The organism is Methanoregula sp. UBA64 (assembly GCF_002502735.1).
Classification (GTDB): domain Archaea; phylum Halobacteriota; class Methanomicrobia; order Methanomicrobiales; family Methanospirillaceae; genus Methanoregula.
Genome location: NZ_DAQC01000004.1, coordinates 54,424 through 79,766, shown reverse-complemented (window position 1 = coordinate 79,766; position 25,343 = coordinate 54,424). Strand labels below are relative to the sequence as shown.

Genomic DNA, 25,343 nt, shown 5'->3' with positions numbered 1-25,343 from the left:
ATTTCTCCACCTGACGAAATGATATGGCTGCATCACTGCTACTGATGAGTAATGAAGGGGCAAAAAGACCCCTGAATGAGGTGAGTTATGGCAAAAGGCTACGTTAAAACCGAGGCTCCCGAGGAGCTCCAGAACAAGGCGCTTGAAGCCCTTGAAGTTGCAAGAGACACCGGAAAGATCAAGAAGGGTTCAAACGAGGCAACAAAAGCCATTGAACGCAGTGCCGCACTGCTCGTTTTAATCGGCGCTGACGTCGAACCCGCAGAGATCGTCATGCACCTTGCACCGCTGTGCGACGAAAAGAAGATCCCGTATATCTTCATCAACAAACAGAACGATATCGGTGCCGCAAGCGGCCTTGACGTCGGCTCTGCAGCAGCTGCAATCGTCAAGCCCGGCAAGGCAAAAGAAGTGATCGAGGATCTCGCAAAACAGCTGGTTGCCTTAAAGGCATAAGGTGCGATCATGGCAGACGACGCAACGCCCGCTGAAGTCATCGAGGTCGTCGGTTCCACCGGCATGCACGGGGAAGCGATGCAGGTCAAATGCCGTATCCTTGATGGCAACAACAAGGGGCGCATTATCACCCGCAACACGGTCGGACCCATCCGGGAAGGAGACGTTATCATGCTCCTCGAGACCGAGCGCGAGGCAAAGAAACTGTCGAGAAGGTGAAGATCTTGGTCGAACAGCACATCTGCAGTTTCTGCGGTGCACAGCTTGAGCCGGGCACCGGTAAGATGTTTATCAAGAAAGACGGCACGATCTTCTATTTCTGCAGCACCAAGTGCCAGAACAACCACAAGCTGGGCAGGGTGCCCCGCCGGGTTGAATGGACTGCGGCAGGACAGAAAGGCACAAAAAAGGAGTGATTCTTTATGGATCGCACCTTTGTGATGGTCAAGCCGGACGGGGTCCAGCGCGGCCTTGTCGGCGAGATCGTCACCCGGCTTGAGGCAAAAGGCCTCAAGCTCGTGGCAGCCAGGTTCGAGAAGCTGTCCGATGCACGGGTGAACGAGCATTACAAGGAACACTTGTCCAAACCGTTCTTCCCTTCGATGAAATCGTACATCATGGGAGGCCCGTGCTTCCTGATGGTCTGGGAAGGAAAGAACGTTGTCGCGATCGTGAGAAAGGTTATCGGTGCCACCAACCCGCAGGAAGCGGCACCCGGTACCATTCGCGGCGATCTCGGGATTGACATCGGCAGGAATGTGATCCATGCCTCCGATTCGCCCGAGAGTGCTGCACGCGAGATCGGCATTCATTTCAAACCCGCGGAAGTATTCACCTACACACGGATCGATGAATCCGTGCTGTATGAATGAATACGCTTTTTTTACCATAATCTCTATTAGCGATTAACACCGTCTTTTCATCATGGCCGGCGATATGATCAGTTTCTCCCTGCTGTGCCTTTCATCCATCCTCATTATCGTCAATCCCCTCGGGGCAACGCTTACCTACATCTCCCTGACGTCGACTCTTGAAACGCCGGTAAAGATGCAGATTATCCGTGAGTCCTGTACGATTGCGCTGATCATCCTTGTTCTGGTGAGTGTTGCCGGCACTATCGTTCTCAATGTATTCGGGATCTCTCTTGAGGCGTTCAGGATTGCCGGCGGGATCCTGCTCTTTGGGATCGGTATGGAGATGGTCTACGCAAAGACGTCCCGTACAAAAATGACGGCAACCGAAAAATACGAATCTCAGGACAGCGAGGACGTGGCAGTCATGCCTCTCGCGATCCCGATGATCGCCGGGCCCGGTGCCATCACCACCGTTATCGTGCTCTCGAACGAATCGGCAGGGATCTTTTCCCTCCCCTGGCTGGTTATCCTCGCGTCGGTCCTGGTTGCGGTGGGGATTACCTATTTGATGATGCGGAACGCAGACTATATTATAAAGAAGGTTGGCCAGCGGCAGTACCGGGTCATCAACCGGCTGCTGGGCATGCTGCTTATCGCCATTGCGGTGCAGTTCGTGATCACGGGGATCAAGACGGCATTCCCGCTGATGGGAGGTTCCTGATGGCTGAATGGGATATTACAACAATCTGTCTGGTGCTTGTCGGGTGCAGTATCATCGCTGCAGGGATTATCATTGCTGCAATGCTCCTCGGGTACCTGCATACCCTGACGCCGTTTTTACTATTTACCGCCATCGTCCTTGTCGTCCTTGGTTCGGTCGTGATCCTGTTCGTTGATCAAAGATCCAGGAATAAGGCCTGAATATCTCCGAACAATGCGATGCTGCAGCGTCCAGACCGCTGGTGTCTGGGAATCCCCGGAAAAAAACCTGATACAGGCAGAACAGCGTATTTCGGAGGCTGCCCGGGCAGGGGCCGGTCTTGTTGCATTTCCCGAACAGCACCTTACCGGCTGGGATCCGAAATCCTCACAGAACTGCGAGGAGATCACCGGCCCCGCGGTAACCGGCCTCCGGCGCCTGGCAAAGAACTATTCGATCGCCATAATCGGCTCGTTCCGCGAAGCGGCTGTACCAAAACCGAAAAATACGGTTGTCGCCATCGGAAGTGAGGGAGAACTCCTCGCACAGTACTCCAAGATCCATCTCTTCACGCCAGGCCACGAGGACCGGGCATTCTCTCCCGGCACCGGGCTGGCAACATTTTCCGTACGCGGAGCCCGGTTCGGCCTTGCCATCTGCTACGACCTCCGCTTCCCCGAGCTCTTCCGGCTGTACAGGAGCGAGGGAGTCCATGCGGTGATCGTTCCCGCTGCATGGCCGGAGAACCGGATACGGTACTGGGAGCTCTTCATCCAGTCGCGGGCAGCGGAGAACCAGATGTACGTTGTCGGGGTTAATACCACCGGGACCACCCCGGTTGACCGGTACAGCGGTTCGTCCATGACCGCCGATCCGCACGGGACTATCATTGCCCGGGCCGGGCCGGGGGAAGAACTCCTTTTCTACGATATCGACCCCGCCTTTGCAGAGACCGTGCGGCAGGAGTTCCCGGTAAACGACGACCGAAAGGATGCCCTGTATGTCTCCCTCATGAGAGGGCAGCACGGGCCGGACTCCCGATAACGTGCGCCTATATGTAGCCGGAAAACCAATACGTGACCATGTACCATCTCGTATGCGTCCACTGCGGCGAGACTTACCCCGCAGACGAGATCATCTATAACTGTAAAAAATGCGACCACCTGCTGGCCGTGAAATATCCTCTCGATGAGATCAACGTAAAGCGTTCGACCTGGAACGCCCGCCCGCTCTCGGTGTGGAGATACAAAGAACTGCTGCCGGTCCACATTGAGCCGGTCTCCCTGCACGAAGGGGGCACCCCGCTTTATCACCTGGAACGCCTTGGAAAAGAGATGGGCCTGAAAAACCTCTACGCCAAGCACGAGGGCATGAACCCGTCCGGCTCGTTCAAGGACCGGGGAATGACTGTCGGCGTATCGATGGCCATTCAGCTCAAAAAGAAGAGCGTTGCGTGTGCAAGCACGGGAAACACCTCAGCAAGCCTTGCAGTGTACGCGGCAAAGGCCGGGATACCGGCAGTCGTCCTCCTGCCGGCAGGCCATGTGGCAGTCGGAAAGATCGCACAGGCGCTGATGCACGGCGCACGGGTCATCTCCATCCGCGGCAACTTCGACCGGGCGCTCGAAATGGTCCACGAGCTCTGCCTGACGCACGGGCTCTATCTCTTAAACTCGATCAACCCCTACCGGCTCGAAGGCCAGAAGACGATTGGCTTTGAAGCCGTCGACCAGCTGGGCTGCGTGCCCGATCGGTTCGTGCTTCCGGTGGGCAATGCGGGGAACATCTCCGCGGTCTACAAGGGGCTGCTCGAACTCGAAGCACTGGGCTTTATCAACACGCTGCCGAAGATGACCGGCATCCAGGCAGCCGGCTCAAGCCCGGTGGTCCGGGCCATCAAAGGCAATCTGCCCGAGGTCGTACCGGACATGAACCCCGAGACACTGGCATCGGCCATCCGCATCGGAGCGCCGGTAAATGCAGAGAAAGCCCTTGTTGCAATCCGTAAGACCGGCGGAACCGCCGAATCGGTGACCGACGAGGAGATCCTTGCCATGCAGCGGGACCTTGCCCGAAAAGAGGGTATCGGTGTCGAGCCGGCATCGGCCGCATCGGTGGCAGGCATCCGCAAGCTCGCCGAGATGGGCGTGCTCGATCCTGACGAGAAGATCGTCTGCGTGGTAACCGGCCACCTCTTAAAAGACCCGGATACGGTGATCAAACAATGCGAACCCCCGACCGAGATCGATGCAGATTTGCCCTCGCTGCTCTCTGCATTGCACTTGTAGCCGCCCTGTTCGTTCCGGCTGCCGGAGCGCTCAACGCTACATATGAAGTGCTGCCCAACGGTACGTTGTATACCGCATCGGTCGATATCACCGGTGTGTCGAAGTATATGTTCGCCGACACGGGGATCATGGGGGAGAATATCCCCATCGATATCACCAATGTCAACGTCACCGCAGAGAACAGGACGCCGGTGGATTTCAACTGGACCAGGATCTGGAGCGCCCCGTCTGTTATCACCTTCCCGAACGGGAACTATACCGTCAACTATACCGCTCCCGTAAAGGACAGCCACCTGCAGGAGAGTTTTCCCTCGCAGTACCATGTCACGGTAAACCTGCCGGCAAACCTCTCGGTGGAAAACCCGCTTCTTGCGGGGATCAGCCAGGGAGCAAACGTAACCCGGTTTGCGGACAATACCACCCGGGTGACCTGGAACAAGACGCTCTCGTTCGATCTCCGGTTCTACGACCAGAACCGGGAAACGCTGCTCTATATTTTCGGGAACTTCTGGATCATCTTTGCCGTCATCCTGCTGGTACCGTTCCTCCTGCTGCGGCGGGACAACAAACCGTAACGGTGCAGAGTGCCATCAGGTTTCCCCATTTTTTAGTTATTTCCGGAATCTTCCAGCCCCGCCTCACCCCACGGGCGGTTATCCCGGGGAATACCCGGCACCGGATAAAACCGCGGCATTTAAAAAACAAAATCTCCCAGTTTCATAGGAATGATGAGGGTTACCGCAGTGGCAACCGGAAAAGTACAGGGAGTCGGGTACCGGCATTTCGTTGAGATCTGCGCCCACAGCCTCGGGTTGCACGGTATGGTACAGAATATGCCGGACGGATCGGTCCACATGGTTGCCGAGGGCCCGGAGGCAGCGCTCACTGAGTTCACCAGCCGGGTCCGGGCGGTGGGGCATCCGGTGATACGGGTCGACGACCTCATGATCACGCCGGGGACCGGTACCGGTGAATTCCCGGGATTCCATGTGCTGTGGTGACGGGCGTATCAATGGAAAATCCCGAAAAGAGATCGGTTATTGGGATTTATCCAGATCGATGACCTGATCCACAAACGTGGTCAGGTGAATAAGCAGGTCGGGATCGAGCCCTTTCTCCACGGCAAGGAAGATCCCGGAAAAATTCATCAGCCGCAGCTTGTTGGTAACAAAATGGATAAACCGGGTGATATTCTGGGACGAGATATAGATCAGCATCGCGTTTACCGAATCGAATAACAGGGAGATTTTTTTCTCCTTGTTTTCTCCCAGGATTGCCGTGACAGCGATGCCAAGATCGGTTAAATCGGAAGGGTTCGAGATGAACCGACAATTGGGTACCTGCTCGTGGTCTTTTCCCAGCGCGTATTTTGTGACCGTATCGACAAAAAAGATCCTGTCGAGGGGAATCCCCGCCTTCTCGTAACTCTTTTTGAGGATATCATAGGGCTGGTTTGCGGTAACGACAAGGACGTAATAGTCCTTTGAGAGCAGCAACCGGATCAGGGCCATATTCTCCTCTTTTAACCGGGCAGCGGAGGCCATGATCAGGTACAGGGACTCCTCTTTTGGTTCAAACGGGAATATCACCGGGCACCAGTCCTCCCTTATTCCGTCAGGAACTTTTTCGATGCTTCGGAAAATCCTTCCGCATGCCCGACGATTGCCTTATTGAGTTCGATGATATTCTCCCGGATCTGCGCGAGGTTCTTTACCTGAATCTTCAGCAGGAGGAGCGTATCCCCGCAGACCGCTTCGCCGTTGTCGATATCGCCGATAACCGAACCAAGGTTTGTTTCCACAACCTCAAGGGGATTTTTCAGCCGCATTGCTGCTTCCTTGATAAAGGAAAGGAACCGCGCATTACTCTCTTTAAGGGCAAGTTCGGCCTTCCTGCGTTCGGTGATATCCTGGTTTACGCCATTTGACCGGATAATATGGCCGTCGTCGTCACGGATTATATGTACCCGCGCATTGATATACCGCACTTCCCCGTCCCTGCGGAGGATCCGGTGTTCCTGTTCGGATATGGTTTCAGGCTCCCGCAAAGCGGTTGCTTTTTCAATGACGGACCGTAGGTATTCCTGATCGTCAGTGTAAATGAAATTCCGGATATATTCATCGGTGGATATCTTGTAGCCCCCCTCGCGTTCGGCCGATGTTCCATACAGGGAATAAAACCGGTCATTGAAGACGAACTTCCCGGAATCCTGGTCAAAATCCCAGTACGCCATCTTTGCCAGATCCAGTGAATCATCCAGCAGGATCCGGTTTTTCTGGAGTTCCTTTTCAAACTGTTTGCGTTCCGTAAGATCGACAAACGATTCCACGGCTCCGATAATCGTACCCTGTTTATCCCGAACAGGAACCGCAGTAAAAAAGAACCATGCGCCATGTTTCCCTGCGTTCGGGAAGTAATCAAGGGATTCATACGCCCCTTCGAGAGTTTCGGATTTGATGATGGCACTCTCGTACCGCTCCGGCAGGGTTGCAAGGTCTTCATCGACGAGGATGTCTGCCAGGGTGGACCGTTTTTCCGGGTAAAATGCCCGCCAGGGTCCCCGGGTCCCTACCATCTCCGCTGCCGTAATCCCGCTGAGGAGTTCCAGGCTCCGGTTCCAGGAAACGACACGGTGATCGGCATCGATGATAAACTGCGGTACGGGTGAGCCCTCAAGGAGGGTATCCAGCCGGGCTTCTGCAGCCCTGAGCGATTTGAGGGGAAAATATGCAATGATGACCGCACCTGCACTTGCCAGGATAACCGTGAGAACCAGTGGTTCCCCGTCCCATGCATGAGGGAGAAAGAAATACCGTGCCAGTTCAAATGCACCGGTGATAGCAAACATGCCAAGGAAGACCAGGACAAGAGACATACTGATATCGGGCAGGATTTTTTCGGGGACTTTGTTTATTTCCATAGGATCTCGCTCCTACCGTTCCGGATACTGCTGGTGATTACCCGGGATACCTGACGGCCCGGATACCCTCTGCCGGAATACAGTACGATTGTATATGGACAAGACCGCATTATAAAACTCTGTATAAATAATGAATTATTCAAACCGTCTGCCCTCCCCGATTCGCTCGGAGTATGCAGTATCCGGGAAATGCAGAACCGGACGGACAAAAACACCCCCGGGCAAAACCGGCTGCATTTTTCATATGCACCTGATGGCCGTGCATCGGCACGGGAGAGACTGGGCCCTCTGCCGTTCCTCCCAATCCGGCGTCCCGGGGTTTTTCCGCGAATATTATTGCCCGGATCGACAGCCAGAACCCTTTGGAACGATTGCCCGCATAAGGGAAACCATGAGGACAAAATCCCGGTTTCCGAACGGTAAGGAGACTTATGTGTCCCCGAATCAGAGTAGTATACACAACAACCTGCACTGCACAGGGACTGAAAAACCATGAAACACCAGTCTTTCATAGTGGTGATCCTTGCGATACTGGGGATCCTTTGTATTCCCGGGCTTGCAGCGGCTGCCGGAAACCTGACGCCGGCGGCTCTTCCGGCAGGAACCGTACTGGCACCTTCCACGGATGCAATCGGTCCGACAAGCCCGCTCTACGGCTTTAAGATCGCACTGGAAAACTTCGATGAATCGTTCACGCCAAACCAGACCGAAAAACTCGAAAAAGAGATCAACCGGACAGATCTCCGGCTTGCAGAACTGCAGGGCGCCCTTGCCGCAAACCAGACCGATGCGGTAAACCGGACCCTCGATCAGTACTGGCAGAAGGTCAACCAGTCCGAAGAAACCATAACTACCATTACGAACCGGGATGGGCCGGACACAACTGCCCCAAACGGAAGTACCTGGCAGCCGCAGAACAACGGGACCGGGCTGATGCTCGCCCTGGAGAACCTCAACCGTCACCAGGAGACGTTCAGGTACCTCATGCAGGAGTATCCCAACAACACCGGCCTTGTGCGGGCATACAACAACAGCCTCGAACGGCAGCTGCGGTTCGAAGAGAAGATCCGGGAACGTACCTGGTCCGGGGATACCGCCGGTTACCCGGGTGCCAATACAACGGGAACAGGGTCGCTTGTCCCGTCAAAACTCCCGGTCCGCGGGCAGCAGGATCCCACGGGGAACGGAACCGCAAAGGGTATTGTGTCTCCCGATACCGGCAGGTCCCCGGGGCAGCCCGGTGAGGGAAACCAGAGCGCGCAGTCTGCGGACGGGACCGGCCAGATCTCCCCGGGAAATCGCGGGGGGGACACTAACGACCAGAGCCAGTCCGGCACTGCGGGAGGGACCGACAAGGGCAGCCCGGATACAGTCGGAACCAGGGAGACTAATCAGGGTAACGGGCAGGGAAATGGGAACACACACGTGAATCCGGAGGCCACGGACAATGGAAACGGGCGCCCGCACGGCAGGTGACCTTCCCCCGTGTACGCGGGATCGGATCAACGATAAAAAGCGTATTTATCAGCGGGATACCATGATGATCAGAAGGCGTGCCCCATGAGAACAACCGACCGCAGATGTTTTTTTGTTCTCTTCGTTCTCGCAGTGTGCCTTACCGTTCCGGCGGTTTGCGCCGCGGGGCTCCAGGACTATTCCACCACCTATACGATACAGCTCCAGGACAGCGGTACGGCGCTCTGGAACGTGGAGTACCGGACGCCCCTGTCCACCGACAGCGATACCGCGGCATTCGAACAGTACGCCGCAACGCTCGATTCCGTATACCTCCCCCAGATCGAAACCCTCATGCAGAGCTCGGCGGCGCAGGCCGCATCCGCCACATCCCGACAGATGTCGGTCGGGAACTTCTCCGGCACCGCAATTACCCAGACAACGCCGACCGGCAAATTCGGTATAATCTCCATCTCGTTTGCCTGGACCAACTTTTCCGTATCTTCCGGTACCACGCTGACCACCGGGGATGCCTTTGCCGGTGGCCTGTACCTCTCAAAGGACACCGTCCTTGTCATACGGTACCCCGCAGGATATTCGCTGGTCTCCGCGGAACCAGATCCGGACCAGGAAGACAGCGCCTCGCTTGCCTGGTACGGATTGCGATCCTTTGACACCGGGAAACCGTCCGTTGTCCTTGAAAAAAGCGGGTTCCCCCTCCTCCCTGTCGTGGTTGCAGGGATCATCATTATTGTTGCGGCGGCGGGACTGCTGTTCTACCGGAGAAAAAAACCGGAGCCGGACCCGGCAGCAGTGCCGTCAGAGCCCCTGGAAGAACCGGATGATCCCCCGGTATCCCTGTCGGATGCAGACAGGATTGGCCTTGATGAAAAAATCCTCAGGCAGCTTAAGGCCGGTGGCGGGGAGCAGTTCCAGTCAGAACTGGGAAGAACCCTTGGCATCCCCAAGTCCACCTTAAGTTCAGCCTTACACGATCTCCACCAGAGGGGGATTATCGTGAAGGTAAAAAAGGGCCGGGAGAACCTTATCCGGCTCGATGAGAAGTACCGGTAACTTCTCCTGTTTTTATCCCTTTAAAAAAAGCCATTTCCCCCCGGTTGTATCCGGGGGATATCCTGAAAAACCAGAGTTCCCTGGAGAATCCTTGCGGGAACGGATAAAACTTGCCGGACAGGACTAAAAAATACCGTGCAGGACGGGCGATGAAAATAAAAAAAAATTACTGGAGCCCGAAGGACTTCAGGGTCACGTCGTTGTTGACTGCACCGACGTGATACACGCTGCCGTCCGAGAGCTCGTTGATGATGACCTCGGCCGGCGAGAAGAGCGAGGTATCGATCTTGTAGAAGTCGTACCCTGCTTCCTTGAAGATCTCGTTGAACGGCTTGCCGTAGCCATTGGACTTGCAGCTCGGGATCTTTTCGAGATAATCCTTGATCTCGGGTGCATTCATCGTGAGCTGGATCTGGCCGTGGTAGATGGTTGCGTCGTTTGTCACACCCATCGCACGCTTGGCTCCCCGTACCGGCGGGATCGGGGCAGTGCCTATCGCGGACATGATCTTCCGGGTGTCAAAGCCGAGCTCGTTTAACTTGTAGATCGCCGTCTCCACGCAGCGCCCCGAAACCTGGATCGAACCGACAATCGAGGAGGTCGGCGCAACGACTGCGCAGGTGTTTGCAACGTCCACATGGCACTCCTCGGCGATCTTTGCCATGACCTCGCCATTGGGCAGGTGGTCGGACTCAAGGCAGATCACGGCGCAGTCGTAATCGTCCTCGTAGTCGATCACTTCAAAGGTGTGCTTGGGCTTGAGCGAGAGCGCCCGTGCCGGGCCGCTTCCCATGGCAAAATAGTTCCCTACCTTTACCGTCCAGCCGGCCTTCTGGGCCCCGAGGCAGGCAATCGACGGGAAATCGGTGTTGACGTCGATGAACGGCTGGGGGATCCCCTTGATCTCGCCCATCCGGAAGTTCACTTCGCCAAGACCGCCCATGCAGATCTCGGTAAAAGCCCTGCCTGCTGCGTATCCACCCCTCGTGCTTACCCCGCAGTCGACGATCCGTGCGCCGTTGTCCAGTTCGTGATAAGCAGCATTAAACTCCTCGGCCAGATCGGCGAGGTTGTCGAATATTTCAAGTGCCAGTTCGTTAACACTTAACATAGAAAAACCCCTGTCTCATAAGAAGAGGGTTCCTGAACAGATAAGATTTTTGAAAATATTTCCCCGCCCTTATGAAAGGCAGCCGAGCACTTTTTCCGGCTCGTAGCGGAGGGTTATTACCCGGGTCCGGCCCTTGCCTTCCCGGTACTGGAGGTTCACGAGCCTCATTGCATCCATCTTTTTTATGATCTCGTAGAACCGGGTGTATCCCACGGGAACGGTCTCTTTTATGGTCTTATAGACCTCGCCGGCATTCATCCCGCCCTCCGACGTGCTCGCCCGGGCAAGACCCGCGAGGATCTTCTTCTCCTCGTCCTTGAGGGTCTTTATCGTGTACTCCAGGTGAAGGTATTTCGAGACCTCGTACGCCCCGCAGATATCCGCCCGTTCGATACTGCGCCGGGTGGCACGCTCGGCATTGAGTGCGGCACGCTTCAGGAGATCGATTCCCACCCGCAGGTCGCCGCTCTTTAAGGTCTGCTCCACGACAAGGTTGAGCATCTCGTCGCTGATGACATTGTTAAAGAACCCCTGCATCACCCGGGCCTTCATGATCTCGTGCACCTCCGCGTTCCCGTAGGGCGGGAAGTAGATCTCGGTGGGGCGGAAGACCGAGGAGACCCGGGCATCGATCTCCCGCGAAAGGTCGACATCCGGATCGCTGATGATCACGATAACGCCGATCCGGAGGCCCTCGTAGGTCTCGTGGGCACGCAGCAGCGTGTAGAGCACCTTGTTGAGCTCGTTCTCGTACAGGAGATAGTTGGCATCGTCGAGGGCAACGAGGAGCACGCACTCGTCTTTTAAGAGCATGCGGGCAACGGCGTCGAAGACCTGCTTAAAGGAGGTGCCCGATGCGGGCGGCAGATGACCGGAGAGCTTGCGGTAGATCTGGGAGAGGATGGCAAACTTGGTATTGTCGATCTGGCAGTTGATGTGGACCGGCACCAGTTTTTTCGTGGTCTCCTCGACTTCCAAAAAGAGCTTTTTGATACTGGTGGTCTTACCGGAGCCGGGCAGGCCCTTGCAGATCGTATTCAAGGGGCGGCCGCCCCGGAGCCCGGGCCGGATCTGGAACGCGAGTTCCTGCATCTGCGTGTCACGAAACTCGAACTGCTCTGGGATATAGTCGATCTCGAAGACTTCCGGGTCCCGGAAGAGCGATTCGTCCCACATCAGCAGGTTCTTTTTCATGGTATGAGTACTCCATCAACGTTGCACCAGATAATTTCTCTGATATGCAGGGGCGGCCAAAGTTATATCCCGAAAAAATGAAACGGTATACAGGGTGCGGCAGATGATGAAAGTTACCCCCACTGAAACCGTGATGATGCAGGGGACTGATGCCGCATCGTTCTTTTGAAAACAAAATAATTCAGGAAAAGAGGAACGACAGGAAGTCCGTTGCCTCTTTTGTCCCGAACATCCCCGACCGTGCCTCCTTCTCGGAGTAATGCATGCACCCGTCGGTCTCTTTGCCGGTCACGACAAACGGCACCGGGTCGCGGGCATGGGTCTTAATCCGGATCGGCGTCGGGTGATCGGGCAGCACCGCCACGATCCCGTCGAACTCCTCACGGACTTTTCCCACCACGCGATCGACATTCTCTATCGCCCGAACCTTCTCCTCGATACTGCCGAGGTGCCCGGCCTCGTCCGGGGCCTCGATGTGGATATACACGAAATCAAGGTGTCTGATCGCATCGAGCGCGTACCGGGCCTTGGCCATATAATCCGTGTCGAAATATCCCGTTGCCCCGGGCACCGTGATGACCTCCATGCCGGCGCACCGGGCGATGCCGTTTAAGAGATCGACTGCCGAGATCATTCCGCCTTTTTTGTGGTACTTGTCGGCAAAGAGCGGGAATGCGGGACGCCTGCCACCGCTCCACGGCCAGATCTGCGTGACCTCGGGTTTTCCTGCCTTCCTGCGGGCCGCATTCACCGGGTGGTCGCGGAATATCTCCCGGCTCTTCTCAATGCAGGCGAGGAGGAGATCCGCATCGCCATTCCGGGGAAGGTGGTCTGCAATCTTCTGGCCGACAATATCGTGCGGAGCGGTCGAATCCGCCGCCGACCCGTGCGGGACAACAAGGAGGTTGCGGTAACTGACGCCCGCCTTCACGGCCACCTTCGGGACATGCGGGGCAAGCGAAGAGAGGAGAGCCGCCCCTTCGGCGCTCGTGATATGGCCGGCGGAAAAGTCCGCCATGACACCGTCTTTCACGGTCACGAGGTTGCAGCGGTAGGCAACATCGGAGGGAGCAAGATCTACGCCCATGCTCATTGCTTCGAGCGGGCCCCTGCCCGTATAGTACTTCTCCGGGGCATACCCGAGGATGGACATGTTCGCGATATCGCTCCCCGGCTCGAACCGGTCGGGAACCGTGTGCAGGAGACCGCACGCTCCTTCACGGGCCATCCGGTCCATGTTCGGGGTTTTTGCATATTCTAAGGGGGTCTTTCCCCCGAGCGCCGGGATCGGCTCATCGGCCATCCCATCTCCGAGAATGAGGATACACTTTGCGGGCTTCGTTGCGATCCCCTCACTTTAGGACGTAAGCAGGTCGCGGACCGCGAGCCGCACGCTCTCGCGCGACCCGAGCTGCGGCTTCCAGCGTTTGCCCTTGATCCGGTCGATGGAGAGCTGCATTTTCGGGACATCGCCCACCCATCCCCGCTCGCCGCCGGTGAACCGGAACTTTACATCGGGCAGGTGCATCTCCTCTGCAACGATCTCCGCAATGCTCGTTACATCGATCCAGTCCTCGGAGCCGATATTGAATATATTGACGGTCTCCCTGGTGCGCAGGGCAAAGAGCATGGCGGCAACGCACTCGTGGACTTCGAGATAGGACTTGACCTGCTTCCCGTCCCCGAGGATCTCGAGTTCGGCAGGGTTCTCTTTGAGTTTCCTGATGAAGTCCGTAATAACGCCGTGGCCGCTGCGTTCGCCCACGATATTGGCAAACCGGTAGATCCATGCCTTCATGCCAAACGAATAGCAGTACGAGGAGATCAGCGCTTCGCAGGCAAGCTTGCTCGCCCCGTACACCGAGACCGGCAGGAGGGGGGCATAGTCTTCAGGAGTAGGGATGACCGTTGCCTCGCCGTAGACCGTGGAGGTCGAGGTAAACACGATCTCCGGGACCTCGTATTTGCGCATTGCTTCGAGCACGCGGTACGTGGCCATGATATTGTTCTGCATCGTCGGTTCGGGGTCGATCGCGCTCTGCCGGACGTCCGGGTCGGCGGCAAGGTGGAAGACCCGGTCCGCTCCCCTGATATGTTCCTGCCAGCCATCGTCCAGCAGATCCGCCTGTACCAGCCGGGCCACGCCCGTGTCGATGTGCCGGGCAATGCATTCCCGTCGTCCTGCGCAGAGCGAATCGATCACCAGCACTTCGTTACCCTGTGCAACGAGCGTGTCAACCAGATGGGAGCCGATAAACCCGGCCCCGCCGGTCACTACTGCAAACATCAATACCTATTATGTAACCCATGCTATAGGATTACTGCTATGTTCATCGGGATTGACCACGGCACGACCGCGATGCGGTTTGCATCCGAAGACTGCCAGTTCAAGATGACGCGCGAGGAGGCAACACACTTCTGCGTTGCAGACCTCGAACGGATCTGCCCCCTCGACAAGATCGAAGGGATCGCGCTCTGCTACTCGATGGGCGACAACTTCTCGAAGATCACCCCCGTCGGCCGGCTTACCAACCGGGGCGTGGTCAGCCGCGACGGCGCGGGCAAACACATCGGCGGGGGGACAAAAGTCTTCGACGAGATTAAAAAGAGCGGCCTTCCCGCGGTCGCGATCCCCGGCCTGCACCGGGGCTCCCCCACCGATCCCCGGTTCAAGGCCTACTCCCACCAGTCCAGCCCCGAGAAGATCGGGATCGCCTTTGCGGTCAGCACCGATCTGGGGGACGATCTCGTGGTCTCCGATGCAAGTTCCAATACCGTGACCCTGCTGGTTACCGCAGGCCGCCTCGTCGGGGCATTCGATGCCTGCATCTTTGCGCCCGGCACCCGGCACGGCGCGCTCGATGTCGATGCCATCCGCCGGGTGGACGCGGGCGAGTGCTCCGCAAACGATGCCTTCCAGCAGGCAGGAGTAAATTACTCGCTCCCCGAAGACGGCGACCTGCGCGTAAGGACCGTCGCCATGTTCGCGGCCATGGAATGCGCCTCGCTCCGGTTGCTCAATCCGCGCGCCCGGGTCGCACTTGCCGGCTCGCTCGCGCCCACCATTGCACCCGAAGTCGAATCGCTTCTGGGGCAGGATGTGGCCGTTTATGACGAATGGTGCGCATCCCGCGGACTTGCGGCCATTGCCCGCGATGTCTTTTCCGGGGCGGATACTATCCTCGGCATCGATGTAGATCTCTAGATTTATATCGATTTATCATGTAAGATTACTGAGGGGATTTTTCCTTTGAGAGAACTTCGTATCCACGGCAGGGGCGGCCAGGGCTCGGTCACCGCTGCGGAACTTATTGCTGTTGCTGCGTTTGAAGGCGGTGTTTTTTCGCAGGCGTTCCCGGCCTTTGGGGTCGAGCGGCGCGGCGCCCCGGTCCAGGCATTCGTGCGGTTCGACGACCGCAAGATCCGGCTTCGCAGCCAGGTGTACGAGCCTGACTACATCATCGTGCAGGACAGCACACTCATCAAGGACGTCAATGTTTTTTCCGGTGTCAAGAAGGGCGGCATCGTGATTGTCAATACCGAGAAGGCACCGGATTATAAGGTTCCCGACGGCGTAAAACTCATCACCATCGACGCGACCTCCATCGCCCTTAAGGTCATCGGCCTTCCCATCACCAATACTTCCCTGATGGGAGCGTTTGCCGCGGCAACCGGCGAGATCAAGTTCGATGCGCTCAAGAATGCGCTCCTGCACCGGTTCCCCAAAGAACTCGCCGAGAAGAATATCGAGGCAGCCCGCCAGGCGTTCGAGCACGTGAAGGGGGCGGCGGCATAATGGCGCTCGCTGTCGGCTGCCGTGCCCGGCCGGGCAAGGGCCGGGACAACAGGACCGGGTCGTGGAGGGTGTTCAAGCCGATCTTCGACCACAACCTCTGCTCCAAGTGCGGGACCTGCCAGGTGATCTGCCCCGAGGGCTGCATCACCGAGGACAAGGAGGGCTTCTTCGATCCCGACTATGCGTACTGCAAAGGCTGCGGGATGTGCGCGGAGGAGTGCCCGAAAAAAGCGATCGCAATGAAACAGGAGGAGAAATAGATGCTTGGCATTACCGAAGGTTCGATGGCGGTCGCCGAAGCGGTCCGGCTCTGCCGGCCGCAGGTGGTCTCCGCGTACCCGATCACCCCCCAGACCCACATCGTCGAGGCGCTCGCCGAGATGGTGGCAAACGGGAAGCTCGACGCAGACTATATCACCGTCGAGAGCGAGTTCTCCGCGCTCTCCGCCTGCCTTGGCGCCAGCGCCGCAGGATCGCGGACCTACTCGGCAACCACCTCGCAGGGCCTTGCCCTGATGTACGAGGTCTGCTTCAACGTTGCCGGGATGCGCCTGCCGATTGTCATGACCATTGCGAACCGTGCAATGGGAGCCCCGCTCTCGATCTGGAACGACCAGCAGGACTCGATCTCCCTGCGCGACTCCGGCTGGCTCCAGTTCTACGCCGAGGACAACCAGGAAGCAACCGATCTCCACTACATCGCCTACAAGGTTGCGGAGAACGCTAAGGTTCTCTTACCCGCGATGGTCTGTTTCGACGGGTTCATCCTCTCGCACACCTACGAGCCGGTCGATATGCTCACGCAGGAAGACGCCGACAAGTACCTCCCGAAGTTTACGCCAACGGAGCGCCTCGATGCGGCCGACCCCATGAGCTTCGGGATGTACGCAACTCCCGAGTATTACCTTGAATTCCGGTACGAAACCGACAAGGCGCTCAAGGATGCGAAGTCCGTGATTAAGGCCGCCGGCGCCGAGTTCGGGAAGATGTTTGGCCGGGACTACAGCGCAATGGTCGAAGGCTACCACATTGAGGACGCAGAGACCGTGATCGTTGCACTGGGCTCCATCTGCGGCACGGTCAAGGACACCATCGACGAGATGCGCAAAGAAGGAAAGAAAGTCGGGCTCCTCAAGATCCGGGTCTTCCGGCCATTCCCGACTGAAGACGTGGCAAAGGCCCTGAAAGGCGCAAAGCGCGTCGCCGTTCTCGACAAGAACATCTCGCTGGGTGCAAAGGGTGCCACCGCGCTCGAAGTAAAGGATGCCCTCTACGGCTCCACCATCCCGGTGTACGATTACGTTATCGGCCTTGGCGGGAGAGACGTCCGCAAAAAGGACATCCGCGATGCGGTTGCGCTCGCCGAGCAGGGCAAGGGCGGCCAGTATATCGGGCTGCGTAAGGAGGTGCTGTAACATGGCAGACAACTCCTGCGAACTCTTCGACTGCGGCCACCGGGCCTGCGGCGGGTGCGGGGCAGCACTTGCGGCCCGGCTGATGCTCAAGGCAGCGGGTACGAATTCCATTGTTGTCTCATCGACGGGATGCATGGAGGTCTTCTCCACGCCCTACCCCGAGACCGCGTGGAAGGTTCCGTGGATCCACTCGCTCTTCGAGAACGCTTCGGCGGTTGCATCGGGTATCGAGGCATCGCTCAAGAAGCAGGGAAGGAAAGAGAAGGTCATCGTGATGGCCGGCGACGGCGCGACCTTCGATATCGGGATGCTCTGCATCAGCGGCGCGTTCGAGCGCGGCCACGACCTCACCTACATCTGCTACGATAACGAGGCCTACATGAACACGGGTATCCAGCGGTCCGGTGCAACGCCCTACGATGCGAGCACCACGACAAGCCCGGCCGGCTCGCAGTCCTTCGGGAACAAGCGCCCGAAAAAGGACATGCCGGCGATCCTTGCGGCCCACGGCGCCCCGTATGTGGCGACCGCGTCGATTGCCTACCCGAACGACCTTATCCAGAAGGTGGAAAAAGCGATCAACACCGTCGGCCCCACCTACGTCCAGATCCACGTGCCCTGCTGCACCGGCTGGGGATTCGAGGGCGAACAGACGATGGCGATTGCAAAGCTCGCCATCGAGACCGGCCTCTGGGTCAACTACGAGATGGTTGACGGCGAGGTCACGAAGGCAAAGAAGGTTGTAAGAAAGCCGGTCGAGGAATACCTAAAGACCCAGAAGCGCTTCCGCCACCTCTTCAAGCCCAAGAGGCAGGACGCCGAGATCGCAGCAATCCAGGCGATTGCGGATAAGAACGCCGCGAAGTACGGCATCGATATCAAGCTCAAGAAGGAATAAAATCCGTTTTCTTTTTTTTTTTATTTTGCAGGTTTATTTCAGCAGGACTACCTTTGCATCGCTGATGGAATAGAGATCCGGTTCTTCATCCAGAAACTGGCGCAGGGACGTTTCGGAGAGTATCATAAGGGATTGTATTTCCTGCATATCTTCTGTATGACTTTCGTGAATGGTTTTCATGCCAAAGATAGCGTTGGGAGGGCAATCCCCTTCCGGATCGTGCCTGCAATCAGGGATTTTTGATCCCGGTATTCTTCCGGGGTTAACGTGATTACATCAAGGGGCACTTTGAATTTTTTTACGGTATGCATCTCATCATCTTTTGTGAGAAGTGCCCGGTCAAAAATATCCCGATTGTTGAAATCATCGGAGATTATGGCGATATCGATATCGCTTCCGATTGTTGCAGTGCCCGTGCCCGATGAACCAAACAGAATAAGATTGTTGATGCGGACTCCGTTCTTCCGGAGCTGTGCGCCAAAGAAATTTACCGTTTCAAGGACTTTTGCATCAACTCTGCTCGAGCGCACTTAAGTGCAGTTCAATAGTTTCAGCCCCCTCCTAATGAGGGGTCGCTTCATCAGATCTGCGTCGTTGTGTTGCGTTTTTTCTGCCGTTCGATCAGGCTCCTTTTCACATTATTGATATTATCGGGCAGTTATTCATAACGCTTTTTGGTATATTCTTCGCTGTCGGTTTCATAGCCTTGGATAAAACGGGCTATGTCAACCGGGCCTAATGTCTTTGTGAACACATTAATGTGTTTTTTGTATTCACGGATTCTTTTCATCGATTGACACCTCTATGAGCCAGTGCATCGGGTTTTCCCTTCAAATGATTATGGTTCTGCGGAAACTGTCCTTACCGTTTTGATATATGTATGGAAAAGTGCAAGTTTCTGTTTTACTTTCCGTCGTTTTTCAATGTTCGCCATATGGGAGATCTCATAGTCTATGATAATGCTTTCGACAAGATCACTGTCACGACCGCAACGGTTGAGAATTGTGAGAAATATTTCTCCTTCCGGCCGAATTTTTCGGCTCTAGAACTTATCAAATGGCCTGCACAAACAGTTGAGATTCAACCCGATTATTGGTAATAAAATTACCGTGTCATCTCTCTTAAAATACCTCACGAATACTCATCGCAAATCTCTACTAACCTTGTAGCGCTGATCCCGCCGGAACGATTCGTCTTTGTTGCAACGCACAGAAAAACACGCTCATCAGATCACCCACAACCACACCGCATAGATCCCGACCTGGATTATGGTCAGCGGCACGCCGATCTTCGCAAACTCCCAGAATGTCAGGGTCTCCCCCCGGGCCTCGGCCTGTTGGATGATGATCACGTTGCTTGCCGCGCCGAGGATCGTAAGGTTCCCCGCGATCGTGCTCCCGGCGGCAAGGGCCATGAGCTGTGCGGTCGTTCCGCCGGCCGCAAGGATGAGCGGCTGGAAGAGTGCGACAAAGGGCACGTTCGAGATGAACTGGCTGATAATAACGCTCATTCCGAGGATCGCAGGGACCGAGGCGACCGCCCCGGCACCGGTAACCGACTGGAAAAAGCCGGTCTGCCAGACGGCGGCCATTAAGACAAACATTGCCGCAAAGAAGACGAGCGTGCACCAGTCGATGGCCTTGAGGACAGATACCCGCTCGCACGAGAAGATGAGGATCGGGAGTGCGGCGGCAAGCCCGATCAGGGGCAGCGGGACCACGATGCCGCCGGTCAAAAGCGATGCTGCTATGTTTGCCCCGGCAAGGACGAGGATGATCGCAAGCGAGCATTTCACGATCCGGGTGAGCGCCGGGTCGGGAACGGCGACCGGTGCCGGGTCGCCGGCGGCAGGAACTGCCCGGGAAACTTCCTTATGGTAATACCAGCGGAGCACCAGCCACGCGGCGGCAAGGCTTGCCAGGGTCGGGAGGAGCAGCCAGTACGCAAAGGTGACAAACGGTGCGGTCATCCCGCTCTCCGTTGCAACGAGCAGGTTCTGGGGGTTCCCGATCGGGCTTGCCACGCTCCCGGTCGTGATGGCAAAGGCAAGCGCAAAGAGCAGCATCTTTGCCGGGAGCCGGGAGCGTGCCGCAAGCCCGAGCACGAGCGGCGTCCCGATTATCGCGAGCGTATCGTTCATGAGGAGTGCCGAGAGTACCCCGAACCCGAAGATCACGAGAAAGAGGAGCCCGTCGGGGGTGCGGGCGTGTCGGAAGAACCGGCGGGAGAGTGCGTCGAGGTACCCGCTCTTACAGAGAGCTTCTCCCACGATAAACATCCCGAACAAGAAGATCATCACGCCGATGTTTATCGCCGCAAGGGCATCGGCGGGGGCGATCTGGCCAAGGAGGAGGACCGCTACTGCTCCCCCGAGCATGACCTGCCAGATCTTAACGGTGAACCGTCCGACCTGCCGCACGGCAATCAGGAGAAAAACGGCGGCAAGGACAATGATCGCAATATACGTAAAAGAGAGTTTTCATTAGACCGTGATGAGGCTTGGCACCGGGAAAAACGGGGGAGTAAACCGGTTTATGCCGTTTTTATTGTCCAGTGGAGGAGAACGCCGTCGTCGATCCGGGTAACTTCGGCAAGGGCGAGCCGGGCAAACTCGGTCTCTTTTGTCCAGCCCGGGCCGTCTGCCGGGGTCGGGGCATCTTTCCCGCCGATCACGATGCTTCCCACGTAGGTATAGAGCTCGTCGACGAGGCCCGCCCGGACCAGGCCGGCGATCAGCGTTCCGCCGCCCTCCGCTACCAGGCGCCGGATCCCCATCTTCCCGAGCTCGTCCATGACCCGGCAGAGGTCCACCTCGTCTTCCCCGGCAACAATGACCGTTGCCGTTGTCCTGAGGGCCTCGACACGCCCCGGGTCTGCCCGGGCAGAGACCGCGATCACCCGCTGCCCGTCGCCCTTATGTAAGATCGAAGCCCCGGGAGGGGTCCGTGCCCTGCTGTCGATCACCACCCGGACCGGGTGCTCCGGGCGGCCGCTGTCCAGGCGTTCCTTTTTGAGGTCCGGGCTTTTTATGGTGAGCGAGGGGTCGTCGGCAAGCACCGTGCCGATCCCGACCATCACGGCATCGCAGCCCGCCTTGAGCCGGTCCACGCGGGAAAAATCGTCTTTCCCGGAGATCTTAACCTGCCGGCGTTCCCGGGTCGAGAGTTTGCCGTCTGCGCTCATTGCCACGTTCACGATCACAACCGGACGCATACAGATCATCTTTGTATTCCTTTTTTAGTATTATATCCCGCCGTAAGGGCCGGGGGGTCCGGCATCCCGGCCCGGCCGTGATATTTGGGAACCAATATATAAGAACAGGTGCAAAAGCAGGACTGTCAATGGCCGATCATACTCCCCGCCAGAGGACGGGTACTCCGGACCGGGATAACCTGGTGCGCGGGAGCCTGATCGCCCTTTTCGTTGTTCTTGTCACCTGCTCGGCCATAGCAGCGTTCCCGCTGGGTCTCGACAACCTGGTCGCCCAGCTCTACTATATCCCCCTCATCTACGCGGTCTATGCCTATCCCCGCCGGGGAATGGTAGTCTCGGGGATCTGCGCCTGTGCCTACGAGATAGCCGGTTACTTTTATTATTTCCCGGATGTGGCAAAGCTGCTCGAAGTCACCGTCCAGGCGGTGATCTTTGTCGGGATAACGGTCATCATCGCGATCCAGCTCGGGCGGATCAACCGGGAAAAAGAGCAGTACCGCACGGTCTTTGAATACTCCCAGCTCGGGATCGTCATGTTCGACGGCGCGGGCGGCACGATCCGGCGGTACAACCCGAAATTTGCCGGCATGCTCCAGTTCTCCGACGAGGAACTCCTGTCCATGACATTCTCCGATATCCTCTTTTCCCCCGGGGAAGTGGAACGGTTTCAGGATAGGATCGCAAAGGAACCGGTGAGCAGCGACTTCGAGACCCGGCTCAAGACCCGCAGCGGGGCCCCCTGCTGGGTGAGCCTCTCCTGGAGCCCGCTCGATAAAACCACGACGAGCTGCACGGCAGTCAACATCAATTCGAGAAAACTTGCGGAAAAATCGGTCAACGAGAGCATGACCCGGTACCGCCAGCTCACCGAGAACTCGCCGGTGGGGATCCTGATCGTCCAGAAAGGGCTGATCCGGTACGTGAACCCGGCATTTGGCCGGTTCGTGGGCGTTCCCCAGCGGGAGATCCAGGGAAAGGAGTTCTGCGGGTTCGTTGCCGGGCACGAGCGCCTGACCTGCCGGGAACACCTGGATGCCTGGGAGAAGCAGCACGCGGGGTCGGTGGTGAGCGTGCTCTCGTTCCAGACCGCCTCCGGGGAAGCGTGCCGGACAGAGATCACCACCACCCCGATAACGCATCTCGGCCAGCCGGCAACCCTCATCAATGTGCTGGACACCTCCGAGAAGCAGCGCCTCGAAGCAAAGATCGAACTGGACAACGAACGCCGCCGGGGGATCCTCGCCACCGTTGCCCACGAACTCAGGACCCCCCTCCAGCCCATCATCGGGTACCTCGACCTCCTCCTTGCCGATCCCAAGGACTGGGGGATCTCGGACGAGGCCCGGAAGGTCCTCGAACGGTGCCTGACGAGCGCCGACCGGGAGCGCCAGATCATCAACCGGATGCTCGACCTCTCCGTCCTCGATTCGGGAAAGATCCAGCTCACCTTTGCCCCGGTCCCGCTTGCCGGCCTCGTCCGATCGGTTATCGAGACGAGCGGGTATGCCGCACAGGCCGCAATCGACGTGAGCGTGCCGGACGATGTGGTTGTCCGGGCGGATGCACCGCGGCTCTTTATCGTGCTCGATTCGGTGATCTCGAATGCCATCCGGTACTCGGTTCCGCCCCGCCAGATCGGCATCTCCTGGCGCACGGACAGCACAGATACCTTCTGGCACATTTCTGTCAGCGATAACGGCGAAGGGATCCCGGCCGATGCGCAGGAATCGATCTTCGAACCCTTCCAGCTGCCCGATGCCGGCCAGCTCTCCCGCAAGTTCGACCGGATCGGCCTCTCGCTTGCCATTGCAAAGAAGATCATCGATGCCCACGGCGGGGAGATCACGGTAGAAAGTACGGTGGGTACGGGCAGTACGTTTACCCTGCATATCCCGAAAAATCCCCCGGAGCCCGGGCGCCCATAAAAACGATCCGGGGAAGGATCCCCGTTTTTTTATTATGCGTTCTTTGCCGAAAAGAGCGGGATGATCTTTCCCGCTTTCTCGTCCGTGATAAAGAAGACGAGCGTGTCCCCGGCCCGGAGCTCGACCGTCGAATCCGGCTCGGTAAACTTCATGGAACCCCGGCGGAACCCGAACTCGCGGATGCCATACTGCTCTTTGAGCCGGAGATCGGCAATGGTCTTTCCTTCCACTTCGGAGCCCGGTTCTACCCGGACCGTGTGGACATGGGTGGCCTTAAAGAGGGTCTCGAAGTTCTGGATCTTCTTGTGCTGGTCGGTGTCGGCACACCGGGTAAAGAGGGCGTTACCCAGGCGCTTTGACCGTTCGATGATCCGTACTACCTCCTCCTCCGGGATCTGGTAGCGTTTGAGGGCGCGGGTGAAGATCTCGAGCGCAGACTCGAACTCTTCCGAGATCACCTCGTCGGCCCCGAGATCGAGCAGGTTCTGGGCATTCCGCACATGGCGGGTCCGGGCAAGGATATGGACGTTTTGGGAGAGCTGCCGGGCGGTATGGATGATCCGCGGGATCGCCTCCTCTTCAGAAACAGCGACAATGAGGGTCCGGGCGGTCCTGATGCCGGCATGTTCGAGCACCTCCTCGTTTACCGCATCGCCAAAGATAAAGTTCGGGCGGTACGCGGAACGCTCCTGCCGGATGATCTCCGGGTTGAGCTCGATGACCAGGTAGGGGATGCCGGCCAGGGTCGCGGCCCGGGCAACGCTTTTTCCGGTAATCCCGTACCCGGCGATGATAATGTGGTTTGATAGCGCTTCTGCCGGGGAAAGTTCGTCCGTCAGGAGGGTCTTCTCCCGAGCTATCCTTTTTGGGAAGAGGTGGTAGAGCGTCTCGACAACCCACGGGGATGCCTTCATGGCAAACGGGGTACACGCCATGGTGACGATGGCCCCGGCAATGAAGATCTGGTAGGCTCCCGTCTGGATAACCCCTGCATCGAGCCCGCTTTTGGCAAGCACGAACGAGAATTCCCCGATCTGGGCGAGCGCAAGGCCGCAGAAGACGCAGACCCGGGCCGGCATCCCGAGCACGCGGGCAGAGAACGCACCGGTGACGATCTTGACAACAAAGATAATGGCGATGATCAGGGCTACGTACCCGAAGTTCCCGAGCACTGTTACGGTGTTTAAGAGCATTCCTATCGAGAGGAAGAAGATGGCGGCAAAGACGTCGCGGAACGGGATGATATGGCCGAGCGCATCGATATTGTAATCGGATTCTCCTACAATCAGGCCGCCGATGAATGCGCCGAGGGTGTACGACAGCCCGGCCTCGTTTGTCAGCCAGGCAATGAGAATGCAGATCCCGGCGATGGTAAAGAGGAAGAGCTCGCGGCTCCGCTCCTTTGCCACCTTGAAGAGTACCCGGGGGATGACCCAGTACCCAAGGACGATGATCGCAAGGATGATCGCAGCGACCTTGGTGATCTGGTAGGGAGCCGAAGAGAGATCGATGCCGCTCCCGCTGCCCGAAAGGAGCGGGAGAACGAGCATCATGGGGATGATGGCGAGGTCCTGGAAGATCAGAATCCCGAGAAGCGTCCTTCCCTGGATCGTATCGACCTCGCCTTTCTCCTGGAGGATCTTCATCACGATTGCCGTGCTCGAAAGGGAGACGATAAAGCCGAAGATCAGCGACTCGTTAAACGGCATGCCAAAGGCAAGCGTAAGGCCGGTGATCGCGACAATCGTGGTACAGACCTGGACGATACCCCCGATGATCACCGCACGCCACGAACGCAGCAGGGTCTGGAACGAGAATTCGAGGCCGATGGTAAAGAGCAAAAGGATGATGCCGATCTCGCCTATCATGTCGATAACGGACTGGTCGGTGATGAGCGCAAACCCGAAGGGGCCGACAAGCATCCCGATGACAAGGAAACTGACGATGCTCGGCATCTTGAAGCGCTGGCCGAGATAGAGAAGAGCAACGGACAGGACAATGACACAGACGACAGCGATCATGAGCTCCATAAAAAGACACGTCC

28 protein-coding genes are annotated in these 25,343 nt (G+C 57.4%); 18 read left to right on the top strand and 10 right to left on the bottom strand.

All coding sequences use genetic code 11. The features are described from left to right. Positions 1 to 87 precede the first annotated feature (87 nt). From rpl7ae to BP758_RS07570, 10 genes are all read left to right on the top strand, one after another. Entirely contained in the window at positions 88 to 456 is a 369-nt protein-coding gene (gene rpl7ae / locus BP758_RS07615; protein WP_292370270.1) for a 50S ribosomal protein L7Ae, read from the top strand. Positions 457 to 465: 9 nt separating this feature from the next. Then, complete coding sequence (locus BP758_RS07610) at positions 466 to 675, top strand: 30S ribosomal protein S28e (protein WP_012106229.1); 210 nt, start codon at positions 466 to 468, stop codon at positions 673 to 675. 5 nt (positions 676 to 680) lie between these two features. Further along, the gene (locus BP758_RS07605) at positions 681 to 872 is read left to right on the top strand and encodes a 50S ribosomal protein L24e (protein ID WP_292370269.1); all 192 of its coding nucleotides are present in this window, start codon (positions 681 to 683) and stop codon (positions 870 to 872) included. A gap of 6 nt (positions 873 to 878) precedes the next feature. Further along, positions 879 to 1,328, top strand: coding sequence for a nucleoside-diphosphate kinase (gene ndk, locus BP758_RS07600; RefSeq protein WP_292370268.1), 450 nt, complete (start codon positions 879 to 881; stop codon positions 1,326 to 1,328). A gap of 52 nt (positions 1,329 to 1,380) precedes the next feature. Next, positions 1,381 to 2,031 (top strand): MarC family protein, encoded by a 651-nt coding sequence (locus tag BP758_RS07595; RefSeq protein ID WP_292370267.1) that lies wholly within the window; start codon positions 1,381 to 1,383, stop codon positions 2,029 to 2,031. Continuing rightward, on the top strand, positions 2,031 to 2,231 hold the full coding sequence (locus tag BP758_RS07590) for a hypothetical protein (protein ID WP_292370266.1): 201 nt from the start codon (positions 2,031 to 2,033) through the stop codon (positions 2,229 to 2,231). Before BP758_RS07595 ends, BP758_RS07590 begins: the two co-directional genes overlap by 1 nt. A 13-nt stretch (positions 2,232 to 2,244) precedes the next feature. Further along, complete coding sequence (locus BP758_RS07585; protein ID WP_292370265.1) at positions 2,245 to 3,054, top strand: nitrilase-related carbon-nitrogen hydrolase; 810 nt, start codon at positions 2,245 to 2,247, stop codon at positions 3,052 to 3,054. A gap of 38 nt (positions 3,055 to 3,092) precedes the next feature. Continuing rightward, positions 3,093 to 4,298, top strand: a complete 1,206-nt coding sequence (gene thrC / locus BP758_RS07580; RefSeq protein ID WP_292370264.1) for a threonine synthase — start codon at positions 3,093 to 3,095, stop codon at positions 4,296 to 4,298. After that, positions 4,235 to 4,873 (top strand): DUF5803 family protein, encoded by a 639-nt coding sequence (locus BP758_RS07575; protein WP_292370263.1) that lies wholly within the window; start codon positions 4,235 to 4,237, stop codon positions 4,871 to 4,873. Before thrC ends, BP758_RS07575 begins: the two co-directional genes overlap by 64 nt. A 150-nt stretch (positions 4,874 to 5,023) precedes the next feature. Then, positions 5,024 to 5,299 (top strand): acylphosphatase, encoded by a 276-nt coding sequence (locus BP758_RS07570; protein WP_292370262.1) that lies wholly within the window; start codon positions 5,024 to 5,026, stop codon positions 5,297 to 5,299. Between the two features lie 36 nt (positions 5,300 to 5,335). On the opposite strand, the gene BP758_RS07565 is transcribed toward BP758_RS07570, so the two are convergent. Both BP758_RS07565 and BP758_RS07560 read right to left on the bottom strand, forming a co-directional pair. Continuing rightward, complete coding sequence (locus tag BP758_RS07565; protein WP_292370261.1) at positions 5,336 to 5,887, bottom strand: DUF7504 family protein; 552 nt, start codon at positions 5,885 to 5,887, stop codon at positions 5,336 to 5,338. A gap of 17 nt (positions 5,888 to 5,904) precedes the next feature. Continuing rightward, positions 5,905 to 7,218, bottom strand: a complete 1,314-nt coding sequence (locus tag BP758_RS07560) for a PAS domain-containing protein (RefSeq protein WP_292370260.1) — start codon at positions 7,216 to 7,218, stop codon at positions 5,905 to 5,907. Positions 7,219 to 7,710: 492 nt separating this feature from the next. Between BP758_RS07560 and BP758_RS07555 the strand changes: the two genes are divergently transcribed. Further along, positions 7,711 to 8,694, top strand: coding sequence for a DUF5667 domain-containing protein (locus BP758_RS07555; protein ID WP_292370259.1), 984 nt, complete (start codon positions 7,711 to 7,713; stop codon positions 8,692 to 8,694). A gap of 84 nt (positions 8,695 to 8,778) precedes the next feature. Next, entirely contained in the window at positions 8,779 to 9,747 is a 969-nt protein-coding gene (locus BP758_RS07550) for a helix-turn-helix transcriptional regulator (RefSeq protein WP_292370258.1), read from the top strand. Between the two features lie 166 nt (positions 9,748 to 9,913). On the opposite strand, the gene mch is transcribed toward BP758_RS07550, so the two are convergent. From mch to BP758_RS07530, 4 genes are all read right to left on the bottom strand, one after another. Then, positions 9,914 to 10,858: a methenyltetrahydromethanopterin cyclohydrolase gene (mch, locus tag BP758_RS07545; protein ID WP_292370257.1), complete on the bottom strand. Its 945-nt coding sequence runs from the start codon at positions 10,856 to 10,858 to the stop codon at positions 9,914 to 9,916. Between the two features lie 69 nt (positions 10,859 to 10,927). Beyond that, entirely contained in the window at positions 10,928 to 12,052 is a 1,125-nt protein-coding gene (locus BP758_RS07540; RefSeq protein WP_292370256.1) for an ORC1-type DNA replication protein, read from the bottom strand. 181 nt (positions 12,053 to 12,233) lie between these two features. Continuing rightward, on the bottom strand, positions 12,234 to 13,400 hold the full coding sequence (locus BP758_RS07535) for a cofactor-independent phosphoglycerate mutase (protein ID WP_292370278.1): 1,167 nt from the start codon (positions 13,398 to 13,400) through the stop codon (positions 12,234 to 12,236). A gap of 9 nt (positions 13,401 to 13,409) precedes the next feature. Continuing rightward, positions 13,410 to 14,339 (bottom strand): NAD-dependent epimerase/dehydratase family protein, encoded by a 930-nt coding sequence (locus tag BP758_RS07530; RefSeq protein ID WP_292370255.1) that lies wholly within the window; start codon positions 14,337 to 14,339, stop codon positions 13,410 to 13,412. A gap of 39 nt (positions 14,340 to 14,378) precedes the next feature. On the opposite strand from BP758_RS07530, the gene BP758_RS07525 reads away from it, so the two are divergent. Genes BP758_RS07525 through BP758_RS07505 form a run of 5 tightly spaced genes read left to right on the top strand, consistent with a single transcriptional unit; the run spans position 14,379 to position 18,161 of the window. Further along, positions 14,379 to 15,257: a methanogenesis marker 12 protein gene (locus BP758_RS07525; RefSeq protein WP_292370254.1), complete on the top strand. Its 879-nt coding sequence runs from the start codon at positions 14,379 to 14,381 to the stop codon at positions 15,255 to 15,257. 45 nt (positions 15,258 to 15,302) lie between these two features. Continuing rightward, positions 15,303 to 15,848, top strand: a complete 546-nt coding sequence (locus BP758_RS07520) for a pyruvate ferredoxin oxidoreductase subunit gamma (RefSeq protein ID WP_292370253.1) — start codon at positions 15,303 to 15,305, stop codon at positions 15,846 to 15,848. Beyond that, the gene (locus BP758_RS07515) at positions 15,848 to 16,108 is read left to right on the top strand and encodes a 4Fe-4S binding protein (RefSeq protein WP_292370252.1); all 261 of its coding nucleotides are present in this window, start codon (positions 15,848 to 15,850) and stop codon (positions 16,106 to 16,108) included. Before BP758_RS07520 ends, BP758_RS07515 begins: the two co-directional genes overlap by 1 nt. Further along, positions 16,109 to 17,263, top strand: coding sequence for a pyruvate synthase subunit PorA (gene porA / locus BP758_RS07510; protein ID WP_292370251.1), 1,155 nt, complete (start codon positions 16,109 to 16,111; stop codon positions 17,261 to 17,263). Position 17,264: 1 nt separating this feature from the next. Beyond that, positions 17,265 to 18,161, top strand: coding sequence for a thiamine pyrophosphate-dependent enzyme (locus tag BP758_RS07505; RefSeq protein WP_292370250.1), 897 nt, complete (start codon positions 17,265 to 17,267; stop codon positions 18,159 to 18,161). A gap of 176 nt (positions 18,162 to 18,337) precedes the next feature. Here the strand turns inward: BP758_RS07505 and BP758_RS07500 are convergent, their stop codons facing one another. From BP758_RS07500 to BP758_RS07490, 3 genes are all read right to left on the bottom strand, one after another. After that, entirely contained in the window at positions 18,338 to 18,691 is a 354-nt protein-coding gene (locus tag BP758_RS07500; protein ID WP_292370249.1) for a nucleotidyltransferase domain-containing protein, read from the bottom strand. A 695-nt stretch (positions 18,692 to 19,386) separates the two neighbouring features. Then, positions 19,387 to 20,580: an SLC13 family permease gene (locus BP758_RS07495; RefSeq protein ID WP_292370248.1), complete on the bottom strand. Its 1,194-nt coding sequence runs from the start codon at positions 20,578 to 20,580 to the stop codon at positions 19,387 to 19,389. Between the two features lie 113 nt (positions 20,581 to 20,693). After that, positions 20,694 to 21,374 carry a 2,5-diamino-6-(ribosylamino)-4(3H)-pyrimidinone 5'-phosphate reductase gene (locus tag BP758_RS07490; RefSeq protein WP_292370277.1) on the bottom strand — a complete coding sequence of 227 codons (681 nt, stop codon included), beginning with the start codon at positions 21,372 to 21,374 and terminating at the stop codon, positions 20,694 to 20,696. A 128-nt stretch (positions 21,375 to 21,502) separates the two neighbouring features. Here BP758_RS07490 and BP758_RS07485 point away from each other — a divergent pair, with 128 nt between their 5' ends. Next, the gene (locus BP758_RS07485; protein ID WP_292370247.1) at positions 21,503 to 23,299 is read left to right on the top strand and encodes a sensor histidine kinase; all 1,797 of its coding nucleotides are present in this window, start codon (positions 21,503 to 21,505) and stop codon (positions 23,297 to 23,299) included. Positions 23,300 to 23,331: 32 nt separating this feature from the next. On the opposite strand, the gene BP758_RS07480 is transcribed toward BP758_RS07485, so the two are convergent. Then, positions 23,332 to 25,320, bottom strand: coding sequence for a monovalent cation:proton antiporter family protein (locus BP758_RS07480; protein ID WP_292370246.1), 1,989 nt, complete (start codon positions 25,318 to 25,320; stop codon positions 23,332 to 23,334). Positions 25,321 to 25,343 lie beyond the last annotated feature (23 nt).